Source organism: Paragemmobacter amnigenus (genome assembly GCF_009908265.2).
GTDB classification, from domain to species: Bacteria; Pseudomonadota; Alphaproteobacteria; order Rhodobacterales; family Rhodobacteraceae; genus Paragemmobacter; species Paragemmobacter amnigenus.
Genome location: NZ_JAAATX020000014.1, coordinates 95,590 through 115,815, shown reverse-complemented (window position 1 = coordinate 115,815; position 20,226 = coordinate 95,590). Strand labels below are relative to the sequence as shown.

Below are 20,226 nucleotides of genomic sequence, written 5' to 3'. Positions count from 1 at the left end.
CTCCTTACGCGGCGATTGAAGGTGCAAAGCGCCGCAGTCGCAGCGCATTGCCGAGGACGAAGACCGACGACAGCGCCATCGCAGCGGCGGCAAAGATCGGCGACAGCAGGATACCGAAGGCGGGCCAGAGTGCGCCTGCGGCAACCGGGATCAGCAGGGCGTTGTAGATGAAGGCCCAGAACAGGTTCTGGCGGATGTTTCGCATCGTGGCCTTGGAAAGCGCGATGGCATCCGAGACGGCAGTCAGCCTGCCCGACATCAGGACGACGTCCGCCGCTTCGATGGCAATGTCGGTGCCGGTTCCGACGGCAAGGCCCACATCCGCTTCGGCCAGGGCGGGCGCATCGTTGATCCCGTCGCCGACATAGGCCAGCGCACCCAGTGCCTTCAGACGTTTCACCGCAGCGACCTTGCCGTCGGGCAGCACCTCGGCCACAACTTCGTCGATGCCAAGCTGGCGGGCGATGGCGTTCGCCGTGCGGCTATTGTCGCCAGTGATCAAGGCAACCTTCAGCCCCAGCAGGTGCAATGCCTGGATCGCCTGCGGCGTGGTTTCCTTGATCGGGTCCGCAACGGCGATGATTGCAGCAAGCTTGCCGTCGATGGCGGCATAGAGCGGTGACTTGCCCTCGTCGCCGAGCCGGGTCGCGGTGTCGCCGAAGCGGGAGACATCGAGGCCGAGCTTGACCATGTAGCGGTCGGCGCCGACGTCGACCCGCTGCCCGCCCGCCGCCGCCGTGACACCGAAACCGGTGACGGAATCGAAGGTAGTGACCTCAGGAAGGATCAGGCCCTCGGCTTCGGCCGCCGCGACAATGGCGCGGGCGATCGGATGCTCGGACTTCGCTTCGACAGCAGCCACCACGGCAAGGACCGCGGCGCGGGCGAAGCCCGGTGCCAGAGCCATGTCGGTCAGGCGCGGCTTGCCCTCGGTCAGGGTACCGGTCTTGTCGAACGCGACCACCTTGACAGTCTGCAAGGCCTGCAGGGCCTCGCCCTTGCGGAAGAGCACGCCCATCTCGGCACCACGCCCGGTGCCGACCATGATCGACGTTGGCGTGGCCAGACCCATGGCGCAGGGGCAGGCAATGATGAGGACGGCGACGGCGTTGACCAGGCCAAAGGTCAGGGCCGGATCAGGCCCGAGGATCAGCCAGACGGCGAAGGTCAGCACGGCAATCGCCATAACCACGGGAACGAACCACATCGTCACGCGGTCGACCAGCGCCTGAATCGGCAGCTTTCCGCCTTGCGCGGCTTCGACCATGCGGATGATCTGAGCCAGCATCGTGGCCTCACCCACCGCCGTCGCCCGGAAGTTGAACGCGCCGGTCTGGTTTACTGTGCCGCCGGTCACGGTGCTGCCCGGTGCCTTCTCGACCGGCAGGGGCTCGCCAGAGATCATGCTTTCGTCGATCCAGCTTGCGCCCGTCGTGACCTCGCCGTCGACCGGCACCCGCTCGCCAGGGCGGACCTCGACGATATCACCGGGGCGGACTTCGGCGACCGGCACTTCGACAAGGCCGCCATTGCGAAGGACACGGGCGGTCTTCGCCTGAAGTCCGACCAGCCGCTTGATCGCCTCTGAGGTCCGGCCTTTGGCGCGGGCTTCAAGCAGACGACCAAGGAGGATCAATGTGACGATGACTGCCGCCGCCTCGAAATAGACATTCTGGGTGCCTAGGGGCAGGACGCCGGGGGCAAAGGTTGCCACCAGGGAATAGCCGAAGGCAGCCAACGTTCCGACCGCGACCAGGCTGTTCATGTCAGGCGCCAGACGCGCCAGGGCCGGAAACCCCTTGCGGTAAAACCTGAGGCCAGGACCAAGGAGGACTACGGTCGTCAAGGCGAACTGAATGTACCAGCTGTTCTGCATGCCAATGCTGTTCATCACCGCCATGTGGACCCACAAGAACAGATGCGATCCCATCTCGAGGACAAACACCGGCAGCGTCAGAGCCGCAGCAAAAAGCACATCGCGCCTCAATGCGGCTTCCTCGGCCGTTTTCTTCGCGGCGGACTCTTCTGACATGATGGCGGTTTCGGCCGCTGCCCGCGCTTCGTACCCCGCATCCGCGATTGCGCCGATCAGGGCGGCAAGGTCCGCGGTTCCGGTGACCGTGGCGCGTTCCGTGGCCAGATTGACATTGGCTACGGTCACGCCGGGTACCGTCTTCAAGGCCCGCTCCACCCGTGCCACACAGGAGGCGCAGGTCATACCCTCGATGACGATATCGATCGGACGCGTTGGCACATCATAGCCCGCGTCCTCGATTGCCTTGACCAGAGCCGATCGGTCCAGGCCCGATCCGATGATTTCTGCCCGTTCCGTCGCAAGGTTGACGGCTGCAGTTTTTACCCCGGGGACAGCCTGCAGTGCGCGTTCAACGCGCCCAACACAGGATGCGCAGGTCATGCCGTCGACGTCGATCACGATCCTGCCGAGATCCGCCGTGGCGTGATGAAGGGTTTGTATGTTCATAGCGGCACTCCAGTGTCGAGGTACTCCGCTGACTGAGATAGGGCTTCCCATAATGGCAAGGTCAAGCCCTGATTTCATTTTGTCTGATCACGGAATTGTTCTCTTGACCTTACAACGGTGGGAAGGCCCATATCGAGGTGCATGAGACGACTGTCCGAAGGAGACACTCATGCAGTTCCATATCGAGAACATGACCTGCGGCGGCTGCGCGCGCAGCGTCACCAAGGCGATCCAGGCGGTAGACCCCTCCGCCGAGGTGAGCGCGGATCCGGCCTCGCACAAGGTCGAAGTCAAATCAGCGGCTTCTCGCGACCGGTTGGTCGCGGCGCTGACCGAGGTCGGCTACGCGCCTGCCTGACAAAACATAATCATCGAAGGAAAATCTGAATGAACAAACGTACTCTCGCGCTGTCTATTGCGGCTGTTGCTGTTGTCGGTGGGATCGCATTTGCCCAGCAGACCATGGAAGGCATGGACCACTCCAACATGGGTGGCATGGGCATGGGGGATATGGGCATGATGAGCCATGCGACCCTGATACCCCCGGAACTCGCCAATGACCCGGCTACCGTCGCCAGCGCTGCCGCAATGGACAAAATGATGGCCGACATGATGGTCCCCTATACCGGCGACCCGGATATCGATTTCGCCCGGGGCATGATCCCTCACCATCAGGCCGCCATTGACATGGCGAAGATCCAGCTTGAATTCGGCAAGGACCCCGAAATGCGCAAGCTGGCGGAGGCGATCATTGCGGCGCAGGAATCCGAGATCGCCACGCTCAAGGCCTTTCTCGCCACCAAGGGCATGTAAGCCCGGGATGACCTTGGGCGGCGCGGTCGGGATCGGCCGCGCCGCCTGTTAATCCGGGACGCAAAGGAGTTCGGTTCGATGGCCAGCAGCGCGGAGAAACCGGACAACCACCCGGCGAACGCCGGAATGGACCATGCCGGGATGGGTCATGGTGCCAAACCCACAGTTGATCACACCGCGATGGGGCATGCGCCACAGGGGGGTAGTGCCCACGCAGGACACGGTGACATGGTGGCCGATTTCCGCCGCCGGTTCTGGGTATGCCTCGTCCTGACTGTCCCAGTCTTGGTGCTGTCGCCGATGGTGCGGAACTTCACGGGGCAGGGGATGGCACCCCTGTTTGCCGGGGAAGAGTGGGTCGCGCTGGCCCTCTCTTCCATCATCTATTTCTGGGGCGGCTGGCCATTCCTGAAAGGGGCGCTTCCGGAAATCCGCAGTGGTCGTCCGGGCATGATGACGCTTGTCGCGCTTGCCATCTCGACAGCCTATTACTACTCGGCTGCCGTCACACTAGGACTGCCCGGTGGAGAGCCGTTCTATTGGGAACTGGCCACGCTCGTCACGATCATGCTTTTGGGGCATTGGCTTGAGATGCGGTCCGTCCTCGGCGCTTCTCGCGCTTTGGAGGAACTTGTACGCCTGCTGCCGGATACCGCACTGCGGGTGACCGCGGACGGTGGAACGGAGGACGTGCCCGTCGCGGCCTTAATCGCCGGCGACCGGGTCGTGATCCGCCCCGGTGCCAAGGTGCCGGTCGATGGAAAGATCATCGAAGGCACATCATCCTTCAACGAGGCCATGCTGACCGGGGAATCGAAACCTGTCACGCGGTCTGCCGGCGAGGCTGTCATCGGCGGTGCGGTAAATGGCGAAGGTGCCGTCACCATCGAGGTGAAGGCGACGGGCGAGGCAACCTACCTGTCGCAGGTCATCGCCATGGTGAAAGCAGCACAGGACAGCCGCTCGCGCACACAGGATCTGGCTTCGCGCGCCGCAACTATCCTGACCTGGATTGCCATCACCGTCGGCCTCGGATCGTTCGGTTACTGGTATGCGGTCGGGGCGGGGGCCACCTTTGCGCTTGAGCGGATGGTGACAGTCATGGTCATCGCCTGTCCGCATGCGCTCGGCCTTGCCGTGCCGCTTGTCGTGGCCGTCTCGACGTCGCTGGCCGCGCGCAATGGACTGCTGATCCGCGACCGTGCCGCCTTTGAGCGTGCGCGGGATCTGAACGCGGTGGTCTTCGACAAGACCGGCACCCTGACTGAAGGCAGATTCGGCGTAAGCGATCTGGTGTTGCTGCAAGATGGCGACGAGACGACCGCCTTGCGTCTTGCGGCATCGGTTGAAAGCCAGTCGCAGCATCCGATCGCTACTGGGATTGTCGCCGCCGCAAAAGCCCGTGGCATAGACTTTCCGGCCCCGGAAGGCTTGCAGAGCATCACCGGTGCGGGGGTTACGGCACGTGTGGACGGGCGGGAGGTCGCCATCGTCAGCCCTAGTCATCTTCGGCGGCAAGGCCGACCCGTGACCGACCCGCGCCTTGCCCTGCTGGAGGAGGCAGGCAAGACCGTCGTGGTGCTGGAGGTTGGCGGCCAGCCCTATGCGTTGCTGGCTTTGGCAGACATCGTGCGCGCGGAATCGCGTGATGTCGTGGCACGTCTCAAGGCCAGAGGTGTCAGGTCCATCATGATGACGGGAGACGCCGAGGGGGTCGCGAAATCGGTCGCTGCAGAACTCGGCCTCGATGAATATTTCGCACAGGTCCTCCCGGATCAGAAAGCGGCCCGCGTGAAAGAACTTCGCGCCCGGGGTCTGAAGGTCGCAATGGTTGGAGACGGGGTGAACGACGCGCCGGCGCTCGTCGAAGCCGATCTTGGAATTGCCATTGGTGCGGGGACGGATGTCGCCGTGGAATCCGCCGACGTGGTCCTGGTGCGTTCTGACCCACGGGATGTGGAGGCCATTCTTGGCCTGTCCCGAGCGACGTATTCGAAGATGGTGCAGAACCTGATCTGGGCGACCGGATACAACGCATTTGCCATTCCAATGGCTGCTGGCATCACGTTCGGCACCGGCTTCCTAATGACACCTGCAGTCGGCGCCGTATTCATGTCGGCATCGACCATTATTGTAGCGATCAATGCACAACTCCTGCGGCGATACAGATCGAACTAAGGCGATATTGAGCGCCTAGCAAGACCAAGCGTGCTTTTCAGTAAGCTGCTAGGGGAGGCGCGATCAATCCTGAATGGCCATGCAAGCCATGCCGAGCGGGAACCTGAAGCACGCTGCGGTGCGCTCTTTCAGCCCATGCCGTGAAGTCCGTGGAAGCCACCTGTAACTATCACGGGTACGACGATCACAGCGGCCAAAATGACGATCACGACGCGCTGCCAGAGTTTTCGGTGCCGCCAGCAGAGAAAGGCAGTGGCGAACAGAACCAGCCCAAGTTCCACCACGCCGATGATACCGCCGTAATAGTTCGGGTCCCAGTAGCTGACCGGACTGCGGAATACCCAGTCCGACACGGGCCAGAATTGGCGGCGGGCATCGTCATGATGGGTGACGAAGTCGGTGGCCGCATGCAAAAAGCCGGCTCCTGCAAAGGCGGTGAGAATGAGGTGAAGTCGCCAGTGTCCAAGAGCAAGAAGCAGGCCCCAGACGAAAAAGCTGTGATCAACGGCAAAGACGGCCTGCCATGAGTGCGAGTAGAAGAGGTCTCCAAAGACTTCATGCTGCGGAATTCCGACCAGGCGTGTCGAAAATAGGACCAACGCAAACATCGGAACATCAGGAGCGAGCCCGCCCAGTATGGCCGCTACCAGAGTGGACGGCACGACGGGCCGCGCAAAGACAGCGGCCCCGATCAGCATATGAGTTGGTGTGTTCATCGCATCAACAGACCGGAAATGGTTCGGCCTTCTCTTCTTCCGCAATCTGTCGGAGGAGGGAAAGGGGAACCGCACCGCTGAGCACGGTCCGTCCGATCACCAGACCTGGGGTGCCGATGAACCCGAAGAGATCGGCAAGTGCGCGTGTTCGGTCGAGTTCGGCCTGGACCCCGGCGGAGGACATGTCGATTAAGAGCTGCTCGACATCCAGATCAAGGGACTCCGCAACACGACGTACCGAGGCCTCTTCCGCAACCATCGGTGTCCGCATGAAGCGGCGGCGAAGCTCCTGTTGCTTGCCCTGACGTGCGGCGGCAACGGATGCCCGGGCGGCCAGCTCAGACGGCGGCCCGAAGATCGGAAGTTCGTGTTGCACGAGCCGGAATGTCGCTGGGTCCTCGGCCAGTAGGCTTTCAAGATCTCGCTCGAGAGCACGGCAGAACGGACAACGAAACTCGCTGAAGTAGGCGATGGGAACCTCAGAATTGGAGGCGCTGTTCCCAAATAAGGCCGGACATGGGTCGGTGCGCAGGGTCTCCATGCGCGCCCTGCGTGCTCCCGCTTCAGGTAGTGGCCCATCGAGACCGACAAGTGCGATGTTTGCCGTGGAGGTCTGACCGGGCAGCTCCAGTCGACGAAATGGCGGCACACCCTCGATGTCGACATAGGAAAGCCCGCGTCCGCCAAGCCGGTCCCAAGGCAAGGCCCGCAGTCCATAGATCACGGCAATGATGCCCCCCACTACAAAGAGATCACGACGCCGGATCGTCACAGGACTGTCACCGGTGTTCCGACGGGTACCTGCTCGTAGAGTTGGATCACATGGTCGTTCAGCATCCTGATGCAGCCGTTCGACACAGATTGTCCAATCGACCAGGGCTCTGTCGTGCCGTGAATCCGGTAGTACGTGTCGCGCCCGTCGCGGTACAGGTAGAGGGCTCGGGCGCCCAGTGGGTTGCCCGGTCCGCCCGGCACCCCATCGGCGAATTGGGCATAGCGATCGGGATTCCGGCGGATCATGTCGTTTGTCGGGCGCCATGACGGCCATTCGGCCTTTCGTTCGACGATTGCCGATCCCTTGAATGCCAGACCGGCCTTGCCGACGCCAACACCGTACCTGACGGCACGCTCGGAATCGAAAACATAATAGAGAAAGAAACTTCGCGGGAAGACCAGGATCTGACCGGGGGCATGTTGCTCTCGGACTCGGACCTCACGAGGTTGGAATTCGTCGGCCAGGACAAAGGGTTCTTCGGTATGGGCGCGAAGGACAGTTGGCATCGACAGGGTTGCGGCGGCTGCGCCGGTGAGAAAGGATCGACGGAAAATCATGCGAACTCCTGAGGGGAACGTGAAGGACGAGGGTTCACTCAGAAGAAGGTTCGCGGAGGTGGGCGTCGGGGGGCAAAGGCTCGGCTCGAAGCCGAGACCGGCGTGATCACGAACTGCGCGGACTTGGCAGACGGTGCCACCTCGAAAAATGACAAGGTGGCAGTTGCGACAAGCTGGCAGGAGGCATGGCCTGATCCGTCGCTGCAAAGGGCGTCCTGGTCCACAGCTGCGGTTTGAGCATGATCTGCATGCGCGCCGTGGGATGCGTGATCAGGAAGCGCCGCCCATAGAAGGGCGACGAGCAAGCAAAAACCGCACAAGATGTTCGCAAACTTACGCATGGTCGCAGAATAGCGCTCTTGGTGTATGGGAGAGGTGTTCACATCGAAGTGAGCAGAGAATTTCCCAACAAAATCGGCGAAAGCGCCACGGCTTCACCTCTTTGTGACCCCTGTACGACGCGAAGCGATTTGACCTTCCCACGTTGGAACCCGGCAAGAGCTACAAAAAAGAGGAGCAGACCATGCGATTCAGTCGACGACTTTTCGTTGCCGGAGCCCTTGCCGCGCCCTTCCTGACGGGCCGGGCAGCCTTCGCAACCGAGGATAACCAAGGGCCCGTCCGAAACAATATCTCGGCGTTCCGTACCCATGAGTGGCAGGACCACTTCGACTCGCTTGGGGTGGGGGTTATCATCTCTGACACCACAGCCAAGGTTCTCCAGCACTGGACGAGCGACGGTCAGATGTTTCTCTACCCCACTTCGGTTCCGCTGTCGGATGAACTGACCCGGCGGGGATATACCGAGGTCGTCGAGAAGCGGGAAAACCCGAGCTGGGCTCCGACACCCTCGATGCGGGAGCGCAACCCGGAGTGGCCAGCCTTTGTGCCAGGAGGCGATCCAACCAATCCGCTTGGCACCCGCGCCCTGTATCTCTCGTGGCAGTACTACCGAATTCATGGTACCCACGATACGCGCAAGATCGGTCGCCGCTCGTCGAACGGCTGTATCGGGCTTTACAATGAGCACATCGAAGAAGTGTTCAATCGCACGCCGGTCGGAACGAAAGTCAAGCTGATCTGAACAGATGAGAGCGACAGCATACCCATTGACCTTCCCGCAAAACCTGCTTGTACGCAGGTTGTTGCGTTTCGCGTCGATGTGGCTTCTGACTGTCGCTCTGGTCATGGGCTTGGTGTTGGCACAATCTGCAGAAGCAGCGTCTGGCAAAGAGCATCATTCCGGCCTCACCGTCGAGGCTGCAGATACCCCCGAACAGCAATCTTCGGTAACGCCTGCCTGTCATCCCGGCGTCACTTGCACAGCGTTCGTTTTGCCGGATGCTCTGGCAGCGATACAGCCCAAGGCCGTTCCTGCTGTGCTTCAGCCCGACGCTGAGCAGTCGCAACGCCGTTTTGGCGGCCCGGCCATCACACTTCCTCCCCCGCGAACCCTGACCTGACAGTCAGGCCGAACGATTGTTCGATGACCAGAAGAGCCGGTTTGAAAGACTTGCTCAGGTTCGACCCTTTCTCAGCCTGACTCCAGAATTCGTCCCAAGGTGCGACCCGCCTGACCGGCAGGGCGCAGCCAATGAGCAACAACAAAAAACCAAGGGCAGTCAGGCAGATGAAATCTCAATGGACTGGCGCGATCGCGCTTGCCGCTTCCGCCGTCGCGGCAGTGGCACTGGCACATACGGGGGCGACGGGCGTCGTCCTGGACCGAATGAACGGAATGACGGCAATGCGCGACACCATCGCGGAATTGGCACCGATGATGCAGGGCACCGTGCCCTACGACACCTTCATTGTGTCTGAAGGCGCCAGCGTCATTGCAAGTCATGCGGGCGGGACGATGCTGTCGCTCTTCCCTGAAAACAGCCTTGAAGGCGTCACCTATGCCAAGCCGGAAATCTGGGCCGATTGGCAGGAGTTCGCGGCCCTCTCCGAAGAGCTGAAGGCCTATGCTGATGCCTTGGCTGAAGCTGCCCCGAACGGCCTCGAGCCCGCGAGTTCGCCAGCAGACGAGATGGCTGGCATGGATCACTCGGGCATGGACATGACCGGAACATCGCAACCAACGGGCTTCACGGTCGCGGAATTGATGGGATACGGAGCGGCTTCGGAAAAGATCGCGGTGACACGAGGGACATCCGACCCGACAATTTTGGAGCTCGATCTGACGACACTGGCGGCGGACGACCTCTTCAACCGGATCAGCGCGACATGCTCTTCCTGTCATGCGCAGTTTCGTGCGGGCCGGAACTGACCATGCGAGGTTTGATCCGGCTTTCCTTTGTCTTCCCAGCCATCGTGGCAGGTATCGGTGCCGGGGTGTTGGCACTGTGGCCGATCGGGGAGGTCGAGCCCGCGAGCTTCCCTTCCGGCGATGCCGAACGTGGGGCCTATCTCGCGCGCGCAAGTGGCTGCGTGTCCTGCCATACCAGCTCAGCCGCCAAAGGACTGGCGCTCGCGGGAGGTGCGCCTCTTGACACGCCCTTCGGCACCTTCGTGCCACCGAACATCACACCGCATCGGGAGGCCGGGATCGGGCAATGGACTGTGCAGGATTTCGCCAAGGCCGTGCGCCAAGGGGTGTCGCCCGACGGCGACCCCTACTACCCGGTTTTCACCTACTCTTTCTACGCCGGTTTTACCGATCAGGACATTGCCGACCTCTGGGAGGCGTTCCGCACCGTCCCGGCTGTTGGCGTTGCAGCCCCACCCCACGACGTCGGCTTTCCCTTCAGTTTCAGATCGGGACTGAAACTCTGGCGCGCGGCCTACCTTGATACGCCCGAGACGGACGCACTTATGGGCACGTCTTCCCCGTGGAACCGCGGACGGCAACTGGTCGAGGGGGCTGCACATTGCGCTGCCTGTCACACGGGCCGGACCCTGGCAGGGGGCCTTGATGACGGTGCCCGCTTTGCCGGGAACGATAGCCTTCCAGGGGGCAGCAAAGCACCGCCAATTCTGAGCGACGTTCTCCTCGCAAAAGGTTGGGGCGTTGCGGACCTGGCTTACGCGCTTCAGTCGGGGATTCTGCCCAACGGGGATGCTTTCGGCGGCAGCATGGCCGAGGTCGTCGCTGAGGGCACGTCTTTCCTGAGCGCTGCCGACCGCGAGGCCATTGCCACCTATCTCCTCGACCCCGAAGGCACGGGCGACATTCCTGCGCCCGCACCGACGCCGATCGAGACCCCGATGGCTGGAATGGATCATTCACAGATGGATATGGGAAATGGGAACTAGAGCGCTTACCCTCATTCTCGCCTTGGGCGTTGCCGTCTTCGTCGGTGTCTTCATCTGGACGACCGTCTGGACCCTCGATCCGCGCGACACGATCTCCGCTGATCCATCGGTGACAGCCGAAGTGTCTGAAGCGTTTTCGGACGGACGGATGGACGTCCAGGTCTATGCGCTCGGTGGTCGTGACGTTCGGGTCGAAATCCAGTTCATGCCCGATACTGACGCCGGCGCAGCTGCCGGCATGCGGCCAGTTGTGAACTTTGCGATGGTCGACATGCACATGGACGGCATAGCGCCGCCGCTTCAGCTGGTCGAGGCAGGCGTCTGGCGCGCCGACGTGGAGCTGCCGATGGCCGGTCGTTGGGTCGTCAGTGTGGGCTTTGGTGAAGAGTTTGCAGAGGTCGAGTTTGATGCGCGATAACCCGGGTCCGGCAACTTTTCTGAATGATGACAGCCTTCGCCGCAACCTGCGCGGCCTGGCTGTTGGCATCACCCTGTTTGTGGTCCTCGGCACGGTCACTGCCGTATGGGCGAACCCGCTTTTTGTCCGGATGACTCCAGTCGGGCCTTGGGAGTTCGTCGCGACCGTTCTGACGGCCTTCCTCGGAGGTGTGACAGCGGCGATGTGGGTCCCTCAGTGCAACTTGCGCGCTTCCGGGACGGGTGGGCTTGCCAGCTTTCTCGGAATCGCCTGCCCAACCTGCAACAAGGTGCTCATGCTGGTCTTCGGTGGACCCGCGCTTCTTGCCTGGTTTGATCCGCTCCGGCCGTGGCTTGCGACTGCCGGGCTCTTCATCATGGGCATCGCCGCGTTGACAACGTGGCGCCGGTTTCGCGCTGTCCGCACTGGCAACAGGAACGTGCAGGGACCGCGGGGCCTTGATCGGGGTGACGTGAAATGAAGACAGTCACGGTCCATGACCCAATGTTCCGACGGCTGAGCCGGAATGTGCTTCTGCGGCACGGGCTGATGGCCCTCCTCTCTGCTGGCCTCGTTCTGATTTTTGCGGCCATCCATGGCGAGTGGAGTCCGATGCACCGCTGGAACCGGGCACTTGCCGACGCCTCGCTGGTGCTGGTTGCGCTTTCGATGGGCCTGGGGCCTCTGGCCCGGCTCCTCAGACCCGCAGTGTTGGTGCTGACCTACCGCCGCGAGTCGGGGATCTACGGCTGCCTTCTGGCGCTTGCGCATGCTGGAATCATTCTTGTCGGCTGGGTCGAATGGGACCTGATGCGGCTCTTCGGCTTCGAATGGAATCCCGAACTCCTCAGCTATGTCATGTTTCAACATGGCTTTGGTCTGGCCAACGCAATCGGGATCGCCGCCTTGCTCCTCGCGATCCTCCTGGCCTCAACCTCAAGCGATGTCGCAATGCGCCGCCTGGGCGTTTCCGGCTGGAAGTTTCTGCAAATGGGTGTCCTGCCGCTCTGGTGGCTGTCTGTAGCGCATGTCGCCTACTTCCTGTTCATGCACTTCCTCAGCTTTCACCGGGCGACGCCCGAGCCTAACCCCCTGCAGTATTGGTTCGTCGGACTGGTGGTCTTGGTCCTGGGACTGCGACTTGCCGCTTACCTGAAAACCATCGGCGGCAGACGCATACCGGAGTCTCAGGACGAGAGGGCCAAGCATGCGCCGATCTGAACGGGATCTTGCCAAGGCCGCACGGGTAACGACGCGTCGGTCGCTGTTGCTGGGCGGCATGATGACCTCGGTGGTCGGTGTGCTTGGTTTCCGGATGTGGCAACTGGGTGTACGCGATGCTGAGGAGTATTACCTTCTGGCCGAGGAAAACCGGATTAATTTGCGGCTGGTGCGCCCCGACCGGGGCCGCATCTTTGACCGCGCGGGCAAGATCGTCGCGGACAACGAGCACACCTACCGGATCACGCTCGTGAACGAGGAGGCCCGGGACGTCGATGACGTCCTTGCGAAACTGCAGCGGCTTCTTGGTCTGACGAGCGAGGATATCGACCGGATTCGGGAGCAACTTGACCGCGTTCGGGGCTTTGTCCCGGTGACCGTTAAGGACAGGGTCACCTGGGAAGAGTTGTCAATCATCGCCTTGAACACCCCGGCTCTTCCGGGTGTCCACCCGGAGATGGTGCTGTCCCGGGTCTATCCCTTCGGGCCGGACTTTGCCCATCAGGTCGGCTATGTGGGACCCGTTAGCGACAGCGATCTCGCAACCAAGGACGGGGAGCCCGATCCGCTTTTGCGCTCGCCGGACTACCAGATCGGCAAGACGGCGCTTGAGCGGATCCACGAGCGCGCGCTGCGCGGTGAGCCGGGAGCTCAGCGGGTGGAGGTCAACGCCAGCGGCAGGACCATGCGCGAGCTGGCACTTGATCCGCCGACCCCCGGCTCGGACATGCAGATCACACTGGATCATCATTTGCAGAACTTCATGCGTGTGCGCCTCGAAGGACAAAGCGCGGCGGCAATCGTAATGGATGTCACGAACGGTGATCTCCTCGGCTGCACGTCTGCCCCTGCATTCGACCCGAACCTCTTCGTGCGGGGGATCTCGAGCAAGGACTACAGCGGACTGCGCGACAGCGAGTTTCGCCCTCTTGCCGACAAGACCGTTCAAGGGGCCTATCCGCCGGGGTCCACGATCAAGATGTCGAATGCGCTCGCGGCTCTGGAAAGCGGGGTCATGGATCCAGCAGAAACCGTGACCTGCAACGGGTACGTGGAAATCTCTGGTCGCAGGTTCCATTGCTGGAAAAGCGGCGGCCATGGGCGGGTCGACATGGTCGGTGCGTTGCGGCAGTCCTGCGACGTCTACTTCTACGAAGTTGCGCAACGGATCGGGATCGACGGCATCTTTGCGATGAATGACCGTCTTGGACTGGGCCAGAAATACGACCTTCCACTGTCGGGAATGGTTCACGGCAACAATCCCTCGCGCGCCTGGAAGCAAGAGCGCTACGGTCAGGATTGGTTGATTGGCGACACGATCAACGCGTCCATTGGCCAGGGCTTCACGTTGACCTCGCCAATTCAGCTAGCCACGATGACCGCGCGCCTGGCCTCAGGAACGGCAGTCCTCCCGCGTCTCGTGCGCCCGCTTGGTGGGGCCAGCCCGGGTGAACCTGCGCCTGCCTCACTTGGACTTTCGGCAGAAGCGCTTGCGATCGTGCGACAAGGGATGTTCGAGGTGTCGAACCACGAGCGCGGCACCGCATACGGGTCACGGATCGCGGATGTGACCAAAGCCATGGCCGGGAAGACCGGAACGAGCCAGGTGTTTTCGATCACAGCGGCCGAGCGCGCCGCCGGTGTCCGATCGCAGGACGAACTCCCATGGAACAGGCGGGACCATGGGCTGTTCGTGGCCTTCGCACCCTTTGATGCGCCTCGATATGCCGTGACTGTTGTAGTGGAGCATGGCGGCGGCGGCTCAACGGCGGCGGCACCGATCGCGCGCGACATCATGCTCTTTGCCCAACACGGCGGCCTGCCGCCCGAAGATGCCTATCCTACTGCGCAGCGGGCCCGAATTCGGGAGGATCTGGCTCAACTGTCCGAACGGATTCTCCCGCCGGATGGAGTGACACCGATCACCGTGAGCCGGACATGAAGGTCACCAAGCCAAGAGCTGGAAAATTCAGAGGGCCCGCAGTCGTCGCGTCCGCGGCCTTCTCTCTGCTGTGGGCGCCACAAGCGCACGCGTTCTTCCACAATAGCCCGGATCTCGAACAAGGTCGCGCCATCTATCGGGCGGAATGCGCGTCGTGCCACGGCGCCGATCTAGAAGGACATCCCGACTGGCGGTCGGCGAATGAGGACGGGACCTATCCCGCCCCGCCGCATGACGCGAACGGCCACACCTGGCATCACGGCGACATCATGCTGCGCGACTACATCAAACGCGGCGGGCAAGCGGTCCTTGACGAAATGGGCGTTGCCTTCACCTCCGGCATGCCGGCTTTCGGCGACCGTCTGACGGACGAGGATATCGAAGCTGTTCTGGATTACATCAAATCGACTTGGCCCGACGGCATCCGCGCCACGCAAGCAGAGCGCAGCGCCACCGAGGCCCTCGCGCCATGATGCCTGGCCCGAACAATAGGCTATTGGTCCAAGTTTGGACTTGCCCCTCTAGTCACTTGAGGAAGCATCAACTCTCAAAGAATGTACGAAATGAAAGGTCCGCCCGATGCGAATGAAATCCCTGCTGCTAGCCAGTGTCTTCAGTTTCCAAGTTGCTTTGCCGTCCTTCGCGCAGGAGGTCTCGGATGAACGCATCAAAGCTCTCGTGGCAGAGGCCCTGCGCGAAAACCCCGAACTGATCCTCGAGGCGCTCCAGGCCCTCGAAGAACGGCAAGCGGAAGCACAGGCAGCCACCGCAACCGCAGTATTGGCCAACGAGCGGGACACATTGGAACGTGACCCCAACGCACCGGTTCTAGGCAATCTGGAGGGCGATATCACGGTGGTCGAGTTCTTTGACTACAACTGCCCCTACTGCAAGCGCGCCATGCCGGAAGTCGACGCTCTTCTGGCCGAAGACGGCAACATCCGATTGGTGATGCGCGAATGGCCAATCCTCAGCGAGGGATCTGCCTTTGCCGCACGCGCCGCACTCGCATCCCGAAAGCAGGGCAAGTATGCTGAGCTCCACAACGCTCTGATGGGCATGCGTGGCAAGGTAGAAGCCGACACGGTGCTGCGTGTCGCCGGCGAAATCGGCTTGGACTTGGACAGACTCAAGGCAGACATGCAGGCGCCTGAGATCGACGAGCACATTGCAACCTCGATGCGTCTGGCTGAGGCGCTCGGATTCAACGGGACGCCATCCTTTGTCGTGGGCGATCAGTTGGTCCCGGGTTTTGTTGAAAAGGCGCAGCTTTCCGAAATCGTGACTTCTGTTCGGGCATCAGAATGAGTGGTTCGAAACGACGCGCTTCGGAATGCACCCGTTGCACCGCCTTCTCTGCTCGCAGGACGATCCCGGCCGTCCCGGCCCTCGCGGCGGTACTCTGGATCGCTCTGTCTGGAATTGCGGCAGCGCATTCGTTCACCGCAGGAATTCTCGTCGTCGGTGAGAATGTTGAGCAAGACCTTGCGGAGGCTGTCCGAGGATTCCTACTGGCTTCCGACGAGCGGGACGGGCACCCAAACGAAACCTCTGACGGGCATCTGGGCGGCGTCGACGTGCAGGTTCTTCCGCTTCCGGCGGAAGCCACCGGACTGGTCCAGGGGTTGACTGGCTCACCAGACGAGCCGGCTGATGTCGTCGTAGTCCTTGGACTGAAGCCGGCCGCCGACGACGCGGCGAGCAAGTACAGCCGTGCAAGCACCGTTCTGGTGCAAGCACTCCTTGCGGAGGGCTGGAATGGTGATGACCGCATGGAAGGTTTCATTGCACGCTACCGGCTCGCCTACGGCAAAGAGCCCGGTCTTTTGGCCGCCTCAGCCTATCACGCGGCGCGCAGGTTGGACATCGCGATCAGACCGCTTGACGGGGCGGGGCCGCGGGATGAGCTTCTGGAAGCCTGGCAAGCATCCGAGGTCGGCTTGCCAAGATGATCCTGTGGTGTCTGGCGCGGCGTGTACCGGGTGGGGATCTCACGCCGCCGGATAGCTGGTGAAGACCGTACTGCTTCCGTCCTGACCGACCAGGACCACGTCATAAGCCTGACGCTCTGTCTCTGGTCCCATTCCCGGTGAGCCGAATGGCATGCCCGGAACGGAAAGTCCTACCGCCAAGGGGCGTTCGGCCATCAGCCTGCGGATATCCGCTGCTGGAACGTGCCCTTCGATGGTGTAGTCGCCGATGGTCGCCGTGTGGCAGGACGACAGGTTCTCCGGGATGCCGCGCTCCCGCTTGTAGGCCGCGAGGTCTTCGACACTGCGCTCTTCAAAGCTGACGTTGAAGCCGTTTTCGCGCAGGTGGCCGATCCAAGCGTTGCAGCAGGGGCAGCCAGGGTCCTTCACCACATGGATCCGTTCGTCCCCTTCGGCCAGCAAAGGCACAGTGCTCATGGCAAGGATGGCCGGTCCGACAAGAAGGAGAGTTCGGCGCGCAAGGATCATCATATGCCCCATTTTATGTGTCTTTGCAAAATACTGCCAAAGGCCGGGCGTGGCGAGCGTAGTATGGCTCCCAATAGGCTTGATCACTAAGAAACTACTGAAGACGCGCGTCCCCGGCCTGCACCAGAAGGACGCCGTGATTCTCATCTGCGTCATCGTCCGTAACCCGGCGGGTCTGAACGCCCTGCAAATCTGCGAAACCTTCCATCATCCGTTTCGGAAACCAGGTCATTGGCAGGCTTTCGAAGCCGGGAACGCCGTCAAGTACGCGCGATATTGCAATTGTGCAGTTCGCCTTGGGCACCGCGCCGTACGCTTTGGCACGCGCCATGATCAGGTCCGCAACTTCTGGCGAAACCATGATCGTCTGCTCAACAACGTCGTAAGTTTCGCGGGCATGGTAGTCGATGTAGAAGTCGACCATCTTCGGCGTGATCCCGAAATGGACATCGTTGCGCTCCGGAAGCTTCGGATGTCGCCAGGTTCCCGCCGGATCGAAGAGGACACGCTCTGAGCCATTGATCAAAAGCCCGGCATGCGCACCGGTGCCGCTGCGGGTCGACAGGACGGTATAGAGCGTGACCGAGGTCGGGCCGACATGTTCATAGCGCGCCTCGGCCACGGCCTCATCAGGGGCCCAAATCGGTTCGGCGCCGCAGGCGGACAGAAACAGAGGTGCGAAAAGGGCGAAGAACAATCGTTTCATGGCGTGTCCCGTCAGATCATTGATAGTTTTCGCGACCTTCGTTCGGCTGCCAGTAAACTCTGCGCTATCAAGTCAACACGAAGGAAAACGCGGCAATTCTGCTGCAGTCGATGCTATGGCCATGTGGTCCAGACACCAAACTGTCAGATGACGGGACCAGACCACGCTGATACAAGCGAGAGCATGACCCGTTCGTCGTTTCCTATGCGTGCATTGATCCTCGCCGCCTATCTTCTGGCGGCGATCCTGCCGATGCTTGCCTTCGCGGATGGCCGGCAACAGTCTCAGGCAGACCATGAGCAAATGATGGCGATGGCTGGCCATGTCGCGCATATGTCATCCGCAGGCAGCCCGATTGACGATGCACAACGTCTGCTTTGCCAGCAACATTGTCTTTTTGCAGCCGCAGCTCTTCCCGCACTAAGCCCGGGCGTCGTCGCCATCGCGCGTTCGGTTAAAATCAACCTGAACAACGACCTGCTGGCCGCATCGCTGGCGCTCCCGCCACCTGGCCCACCTCCGAAACGCACGTTGATCTGACACTATGGTTCCGCTTTGTCGGGGCCTTCAGTCTTTTCACGTTGCGATACAGGAGAATTCGCATGATTACGCTCTCTCGCCGCGGCTTTCTGGCCGCTTCTGCGGCTACTGCCGCCTCACTTATGCTGGCTTCGCGCGCCCGTGCCCAATCAGCCCGCATATCGCTGACGGCGACGACCCGGACGCTCGATGTTCGGGGCAGGGCCGCCACCGTCTGGGGGCTGATGGACGGCAACGGCCGGTCTGGATTGGTCCTGGACCCGGGTCAGGCATTCGCCGTCGATCTGACGAACACTTTGGTTGAGCCGACCATCATCCATTGGCACGGACAGATCCCGCCAAACGCTCAAGACGGCGTGCCGGACATGCCCATGACCACGCTGCAACCGGGCGAAAGCCGCGCCTATGACTTTGCCGCGCGCCCGGGTACCCATTGGATGCATGCGCATATCCCCGCGCATGAGATGCTGCTGCTGGCCGCGCCTTTGATCGTGCGGCGACCCGAGGACGTTGCGGCCGATCGGCAGGACGTGACGCTGTTCCTGCACGACTTTTCGTTCAAGCCGCCTGCGGAGGTGCTGGCAGAGATTACGGGTGGCGCGTCAATGGCCGGCATGGACCATGGCCAGATGGCGCAAGGAGGAATGGACCACTCTGGCATGAACATGGGCGCAGTGGGTCAGGGAGACATGATGTCCATGCCGGGCATGGACGGCATGGCTATGGACCTGAACGACTACAACTTTGATGCCTACCTTGCCAATGACCGGACGCTGGACTACCCCGAAGTCGTCCAAGTGGACAAAGGCAGCAAGGTCCTTGTTCGGGTGATCAACGCGGCCGCCGCGACGGTGTTCTGGATCGACACCGGCGCGCTAACCGGGCGGCTGGTCGCCGTGGACGGCGAGCCGGTGCAGCCTCTTCCTGGCAGCCGATTCGGAATCGCGATGGGTCAACGGCTCGACATCGAGCTTGATGTTCCGGCCGAAGGCGGGGCATTCCCGGTCCTCGCCTTGCGCGAGGGTGCAAGAGAGCGGACGGGTCTCGTCCTTGCGACGCCGGGGGCCACGGTGACGAAGGTCGCCGACATGTCCGACGCCGACCATCCTGCCTTCAGCGCCGATCTGACGCAGGAAGCGGTCCTGCGCGCCGTCACCCCACTGCCAGAGCGCGCGGCATCGTCGCAGCCGATGTTGATGCTGGGCGGTTCGATGATGCCCTATGTCTGGACCATCAACGGGCAGACCTGGGGCAAACATTCCCCGGTGACCGCGAAAACCGGCGAGCGTGTCGAGATCATGTTCCACAACATGTCAATGATGGCACATCCCATGCACCTGCATGGCCACGCTTTCCAGGTGGTCGGCGTGGGCCAGACCCGGATCGCGGGTGCTGTTCGTGACACCGTTCATGTGCCGCCGATGGGGATGGTGACGGTCGCGGTGGATGCGGGTGAAGCGGCGCGGTGGATGCTGCATTGCCATCACATGCCGCATCTCTCGACAGGCATGATGACTGAGTTCGCGGTTTCGGCCTGACGACGATCCGGGCCCGCAGATTGCCTGCGGGTCCGACCTTCCGCGAAGGGAAAAGCCAATGCCTGTTCAGATGGGTCGTCGACCTCTCCTTGTCGGTCTTGTAGCGGGCTTCATTGCGGGGCCCGCCCAGGCGCGGCCGCCTTTCCGGCTGCGAAAGGACCCGCAGCCTCTGCTTTCCCCGCCTATCCAGGATGAAGCAGGAACCACCAGGGTTCTTGGGGACTTTGCCGGGCGTGTGATCCTTCTGAACATCTGGGCGACGTGGTGCCCGCCCTGCCGGGAAGAGATGCCGGCACTCGACCGTTTGGAAGGGCTGCTTGGAGGCCCGGATTTTGCGGTGCTACCCCTTTGCATCGACGAGGGCGGGATCGAAAGGGGCCGAGGTTTCTATGATGAGATCGGGCTTGTAAACCTACCGCTCTACTGGGCGGAACCGCTGCGGGTTCAACTGGCTTTGGCCTTCATCGGACTGCCGACGACGCTTCTGATCGACCGCGAGACGCGTGAAATCGGGCGGCTTCAGGGCCCCTTCGACTGGGGAAGCGACGAGGCTGTCCGTCAGATATCGGATCTGCTTTGATCGGTCGCCATTCCCTTGATTAAATCCCTGCCTAGCCCGTTGG

The 20,226-nt window shown here is 61.9% G+C and carries 23 protein-coding genes; 17 read left to right on the top strand and 6 right to left on the bottom strand.

Annotated features, from left to right (window positions below; all coding sequences use genetic code 11):
- Positions 1-4: 4 nt before the first annotated feature.
- Positions 5-2,482 carry a heavy metal translocating P-type ATPase gene (locus GU927_RS18320; protein WP_125327778.1) on the bottom strand — a complete coding sequence of 826 codons (2,478 nt, stop codon included), beginning with the start codon at positions 2,480-2,482 and terminating at the stop codon, positions 5-7.
- Positions 2,483-2,651: 169 nt separating this feature from the next.
- Between GU927_RS18320 and GU927_RS18315 the strand changes: the two genes are divergently transcribed.
- The 3 genes from GU927_RS18315 (at position 2,652) to GU927_RS18305 (ending at position 5,473) form a co-directional block, all read left to right on the top strand.
- The gene (locus GU927_RS18315) at positions 2,652-2,840 is read left to right on the top strand and encodes a heavy-metal-associated domain-containing protein (RefSeq protein ID WP_125327780.1); all 189 of its coding nucleotides are present in this window, start codon (positions 2,652-2,654) and stop codon (positions 2,838-2,840) included.
- A gap of 29 nt (positions 2,841-2,869) precedes the next feature.
- Positions 2,870-3,295 carry a CopM family metallochaperone gene (gene copM, locus GU927_RS18310; RefSeq protein WP_125327782.1) on the top strand — a complete coding sequence of 142 codons (426 nt, stop codon included), beginning with the start codon at positions 2,870-2,872 and terminating at the stop codon, positions 3,293-3,295.
- Between the two features lie 78 nt (positions 3,296-3,373).
- Positions 3,374-5,473 (top strand): copper-translocating P-type ATPase, encoded by a 2,100-nt coding sequence (locus GU927_RS18305; RefSeq protein ID WP_217765724.1) that lies wholly within the window; start codon positions 3,374-3,376, stop codon positions 5,471-5,473.
- Positions 5,474-5,601: 128 nt separating this feature from the next.
- On the opposite strand, the gene GU927_RS18300 is transcribed toward GU927_RS18305, so the two are convergent.
- Genes GU927_RS18300 through GU927_RS18290 form a run of 3 tightly spaced genes read right to left on the bottom strand, consistent with a single transcriptional unit; the run spans position 5,602 to position 7,521 of the window.
- The gene (locus GU927_RS18300; RefSeq protein ID WP_161763855.1) at positions 5,602-6,171 is read right to left on the bottom strand and encodes a cobalamin biosynthesis protein CobQ; all 570 of its coding nucleotides are present in this window, start codon (positions 6,169-6,171) and stop codon (positions 5,602-5,604) included.
- Between the two features lie 22 nt (positions 6,172-6,193).
- Positions 6,194-6,961 carry a DsbA family protein gene (locus GU927_RS18295; RefSeq protein WP_161763854.1) on the bottom strand — a complete coding sequence of 256 codons (768 nt, stop codon included), beginning with the start codon at positions 6,959-6,961 and terminating at the stop codon, positions 6,194-6,196.
- The gene (locus GU927_RS18290; protein ID WP_125327788.1) at positions 6,958-7,521 is read right to left on the bottom strand and encodes a L,D-transpeptidase; all 564 of its coding nucleotides are present in this window, start codon (positions 7,519-7,521) and stop codon (positions 6,958-6,960) included. The genes GU927_RS18295 and GU927_RS18290 overlap by 4 nt, the downstream gene beginning before the upstream one ends.
- A 523-nt stretch (positions 7,522-8,044) precedes the next feature.
- On the opposite strand from GU927_RS18290, the gene GU927_RS18285 reads away from it, so the two are divergent.
- The 11 genes from GU927_RS18285 (at position 8,045) to GU927_RS18235 (ending at position 16,312) form a co-directional block, all read left to right on the top strand.
- The gene (locus GU927_RS18285; RefSeq protein WP_125327893.1) at positions 8,045-8,605 is read left to right on the top strand and encodes a L,D-transpeptidase; all 561 of its coding nucleotides are present in this window, start codon (positions 8,045-8,047) and stop codon (positions 8,603-8,605) included.
- 76 nt (positions 8,606-8,681) lie between these two features.
- On the top strand, positions 8,682-8,984 hold the full coding sequence (locus GU927_RS18280; protein WP_164517405.1) for a hypothetical protein: 303 nt from the start codon (positions 8,682-8,684) through the stop codon (positions 8,982-8,984).
- Between the two features lie 131 nt (positions 8,985-9,115).
- Positions 9,116-9,793 (top strand): cytochrome c, encoded by a 678-nt coding sequence (locus tag GU927_RS18275; protein ID WP_125327792.1) that lies wholly within the window; start codon positions 9,116-9,118, stop codon positions 9,791-9,793.
- A gap of 2 nt (positions 9,794-9,795) precedes the next feature.
- Positions 9,796-10,779 carry a c-type cytochrome gene (locus GU927_RS18270; protein WP_232489272.1) on the top strand — a complete coding sequence of 328 codons (984 nt, stop codon included), beginning with the start codon at positions 9,796-9,798 and terminating at the stop codon, positions 10,777-10,779.
- A gap of 22 nt (positions 10,780-10,801) precedes the next feature.
- Positions 10,802-11,197: a hypothetical protein gene (locus tag GU927_RS18265; protein WP_217765723.1), complete on the top strand. Its 396-nt coding sequence runs from the start codon at positions 10,802-10,804 to the stop codon at positions 11,195-11,197.
- A complete protein-coding gene (locus tag GU927_RS18260; protein ID WP_161763852.1) occupies positions 11,187-11,678 on the top strand; it encodes a hypothetical protein in 492 nt (163 codons plus the stop codon). Before GU927_RS18265 ends, GU927_RS18260 begins: the two co-directional genes overlap by 11 nt.
- Positions 11,675-12,418: a ferric reductase-like transmembrane domain-containing protein gene (locus tag GU927_RS18255; RefSeq protein WP_232489271.1), complete on the top strand. Its 744-nt coding sequence runs from the start codon at positions 11,675-11,677 to the stop codon at positions 12,416-12,418. The genes GU927_RS18260 and GU927_RS18255 overlap by 4 nt, the downstream gene beginning before the upstream one ends.
- The gene (gene mrdA / locus GU927_RS18250; RefSeq protein WP_125327798.1) at positions 12,405-14,360 is read left to right on the top strand and encodes a penicillin-binding protein 2; all 1,956 of its coding nucleotides are present in this window, start codon (positions 12,405-12,407) and stop codon (positions 14,358-14,360) included. Before GU927_RS18255 ends, mrdA begins: the two co-directional genes overlap by 14 nt.
- A complete protein-coding gene (locus GU927_RS18245) occupies positions 14,357-14,833 on the top strand; it encodes a c-type cytochrome (protein ID WP_125327800.1) in 477 nt (158 codons plus the stop codon). Before mrdA ends, GU927_RS18245 begins: the two co-directional genes overlap by 4 nt.
- 112 nt (positions 14,834-14,945) lie before the next feature.
- On the top strand, positions 14,946-15,668 hold the full coding sequence (locus GU927_RS18240) for a DsbA family protein (RefSeq protein WP_125327802.1): 723 nt from the start codon (positions 14,946-14,948) through the stop codon (positions 15,666-15,668).
- Complete coding sequence (locus GU927_RS18235; RefSeq protein ID WP_161763851.1) at positions 15,665-16,312, top strand: hypothetical protein; 648 nt, start codon at positions 15,665-15,667, stop codon at positions 16,310-16,312. Before GU927_RS18240 ends, GU927_RS18235 begins: the two co-directional genes overlap by 4 nt.
- A gap of 39 nt (positions 16,313-16,351) precedes the next feature.
- On the opposite strand, the gene GU927_RS18230 is transcribed toward GU927_RS18235, so the two are convergent.
- Both GU927_RS18230 and GU927_RS18225 read right to left on the bottom strand, forming a co-directional pair.
- A complete protein-coding gene (locus GU927_RS18230) occupies positions 16,352-16,822 on the bottom strand; it encodes a DUF411 domain-containing protein (protein WP_161763859.1) in 471 nt (156 codons plus the stop codon).
- A 91-nt stretch (positions 16,823-16,913) separates the two neighbouring features.
- Positions 16,914-17,525: a hypothetical protein gene (locus tag GU927_RS18225; protein WP_125327807.1), complete on the bottom strand. Its 612-nt coding sequence runs from the start codon at positions 17,523-17,525 to the stop codon at positions 16,914-16,916.
- A 183-nt stretch (positions 17,526-17,708) separates the two neighbouring features.
- Between GU927_RS18225 and GU927_RS18220 the strand changes: the two genes are divergently transcribed.
- The 3 genes from GU927_RS18220 (at position 17,709) to GU927_RS18210 (ending at position 20,183) form a co-directional block, all read left to right on the top strand.
- Positions 17,709-18,065, top strand: a complete 357-nt coding sequence (locus GU927_RS18220) for a hypothetical protein (protein WP_125327808.1) — start codon at positions 17,709-17,711, stop codon at positions 18,063-18,065.
- A 62-nt stretch (positions 18,066-18,127) separates the two neighbouring features.
- Positions 18,128-19,603, top strand: a complete 1,476-nt coding sequence (locus tag GU927_RS18215) for a multicopper oxidase family protein (RefSeq protein WP_125327809.1) — start codon at positions 18,128-18,130, stop codon at positions 19,601-19,603.
- 58 nt (positions 19,604-19,661) lie between these two features.
- The gene (locus GU927_RS18210; protein WP_232489270.1) at positions 19,662-20,183 is read left to right on the top strand and encodes a TlpA family protein disulfide reductase; all 522 of its coding nucleotides are present in this window, start codon (positions 19,662-19,664) and stop codon (positions 20,181-20,183) included.
- The last annotated feature ends 43 nt before the right edge of the window (positions 20,184-20,226 follow it).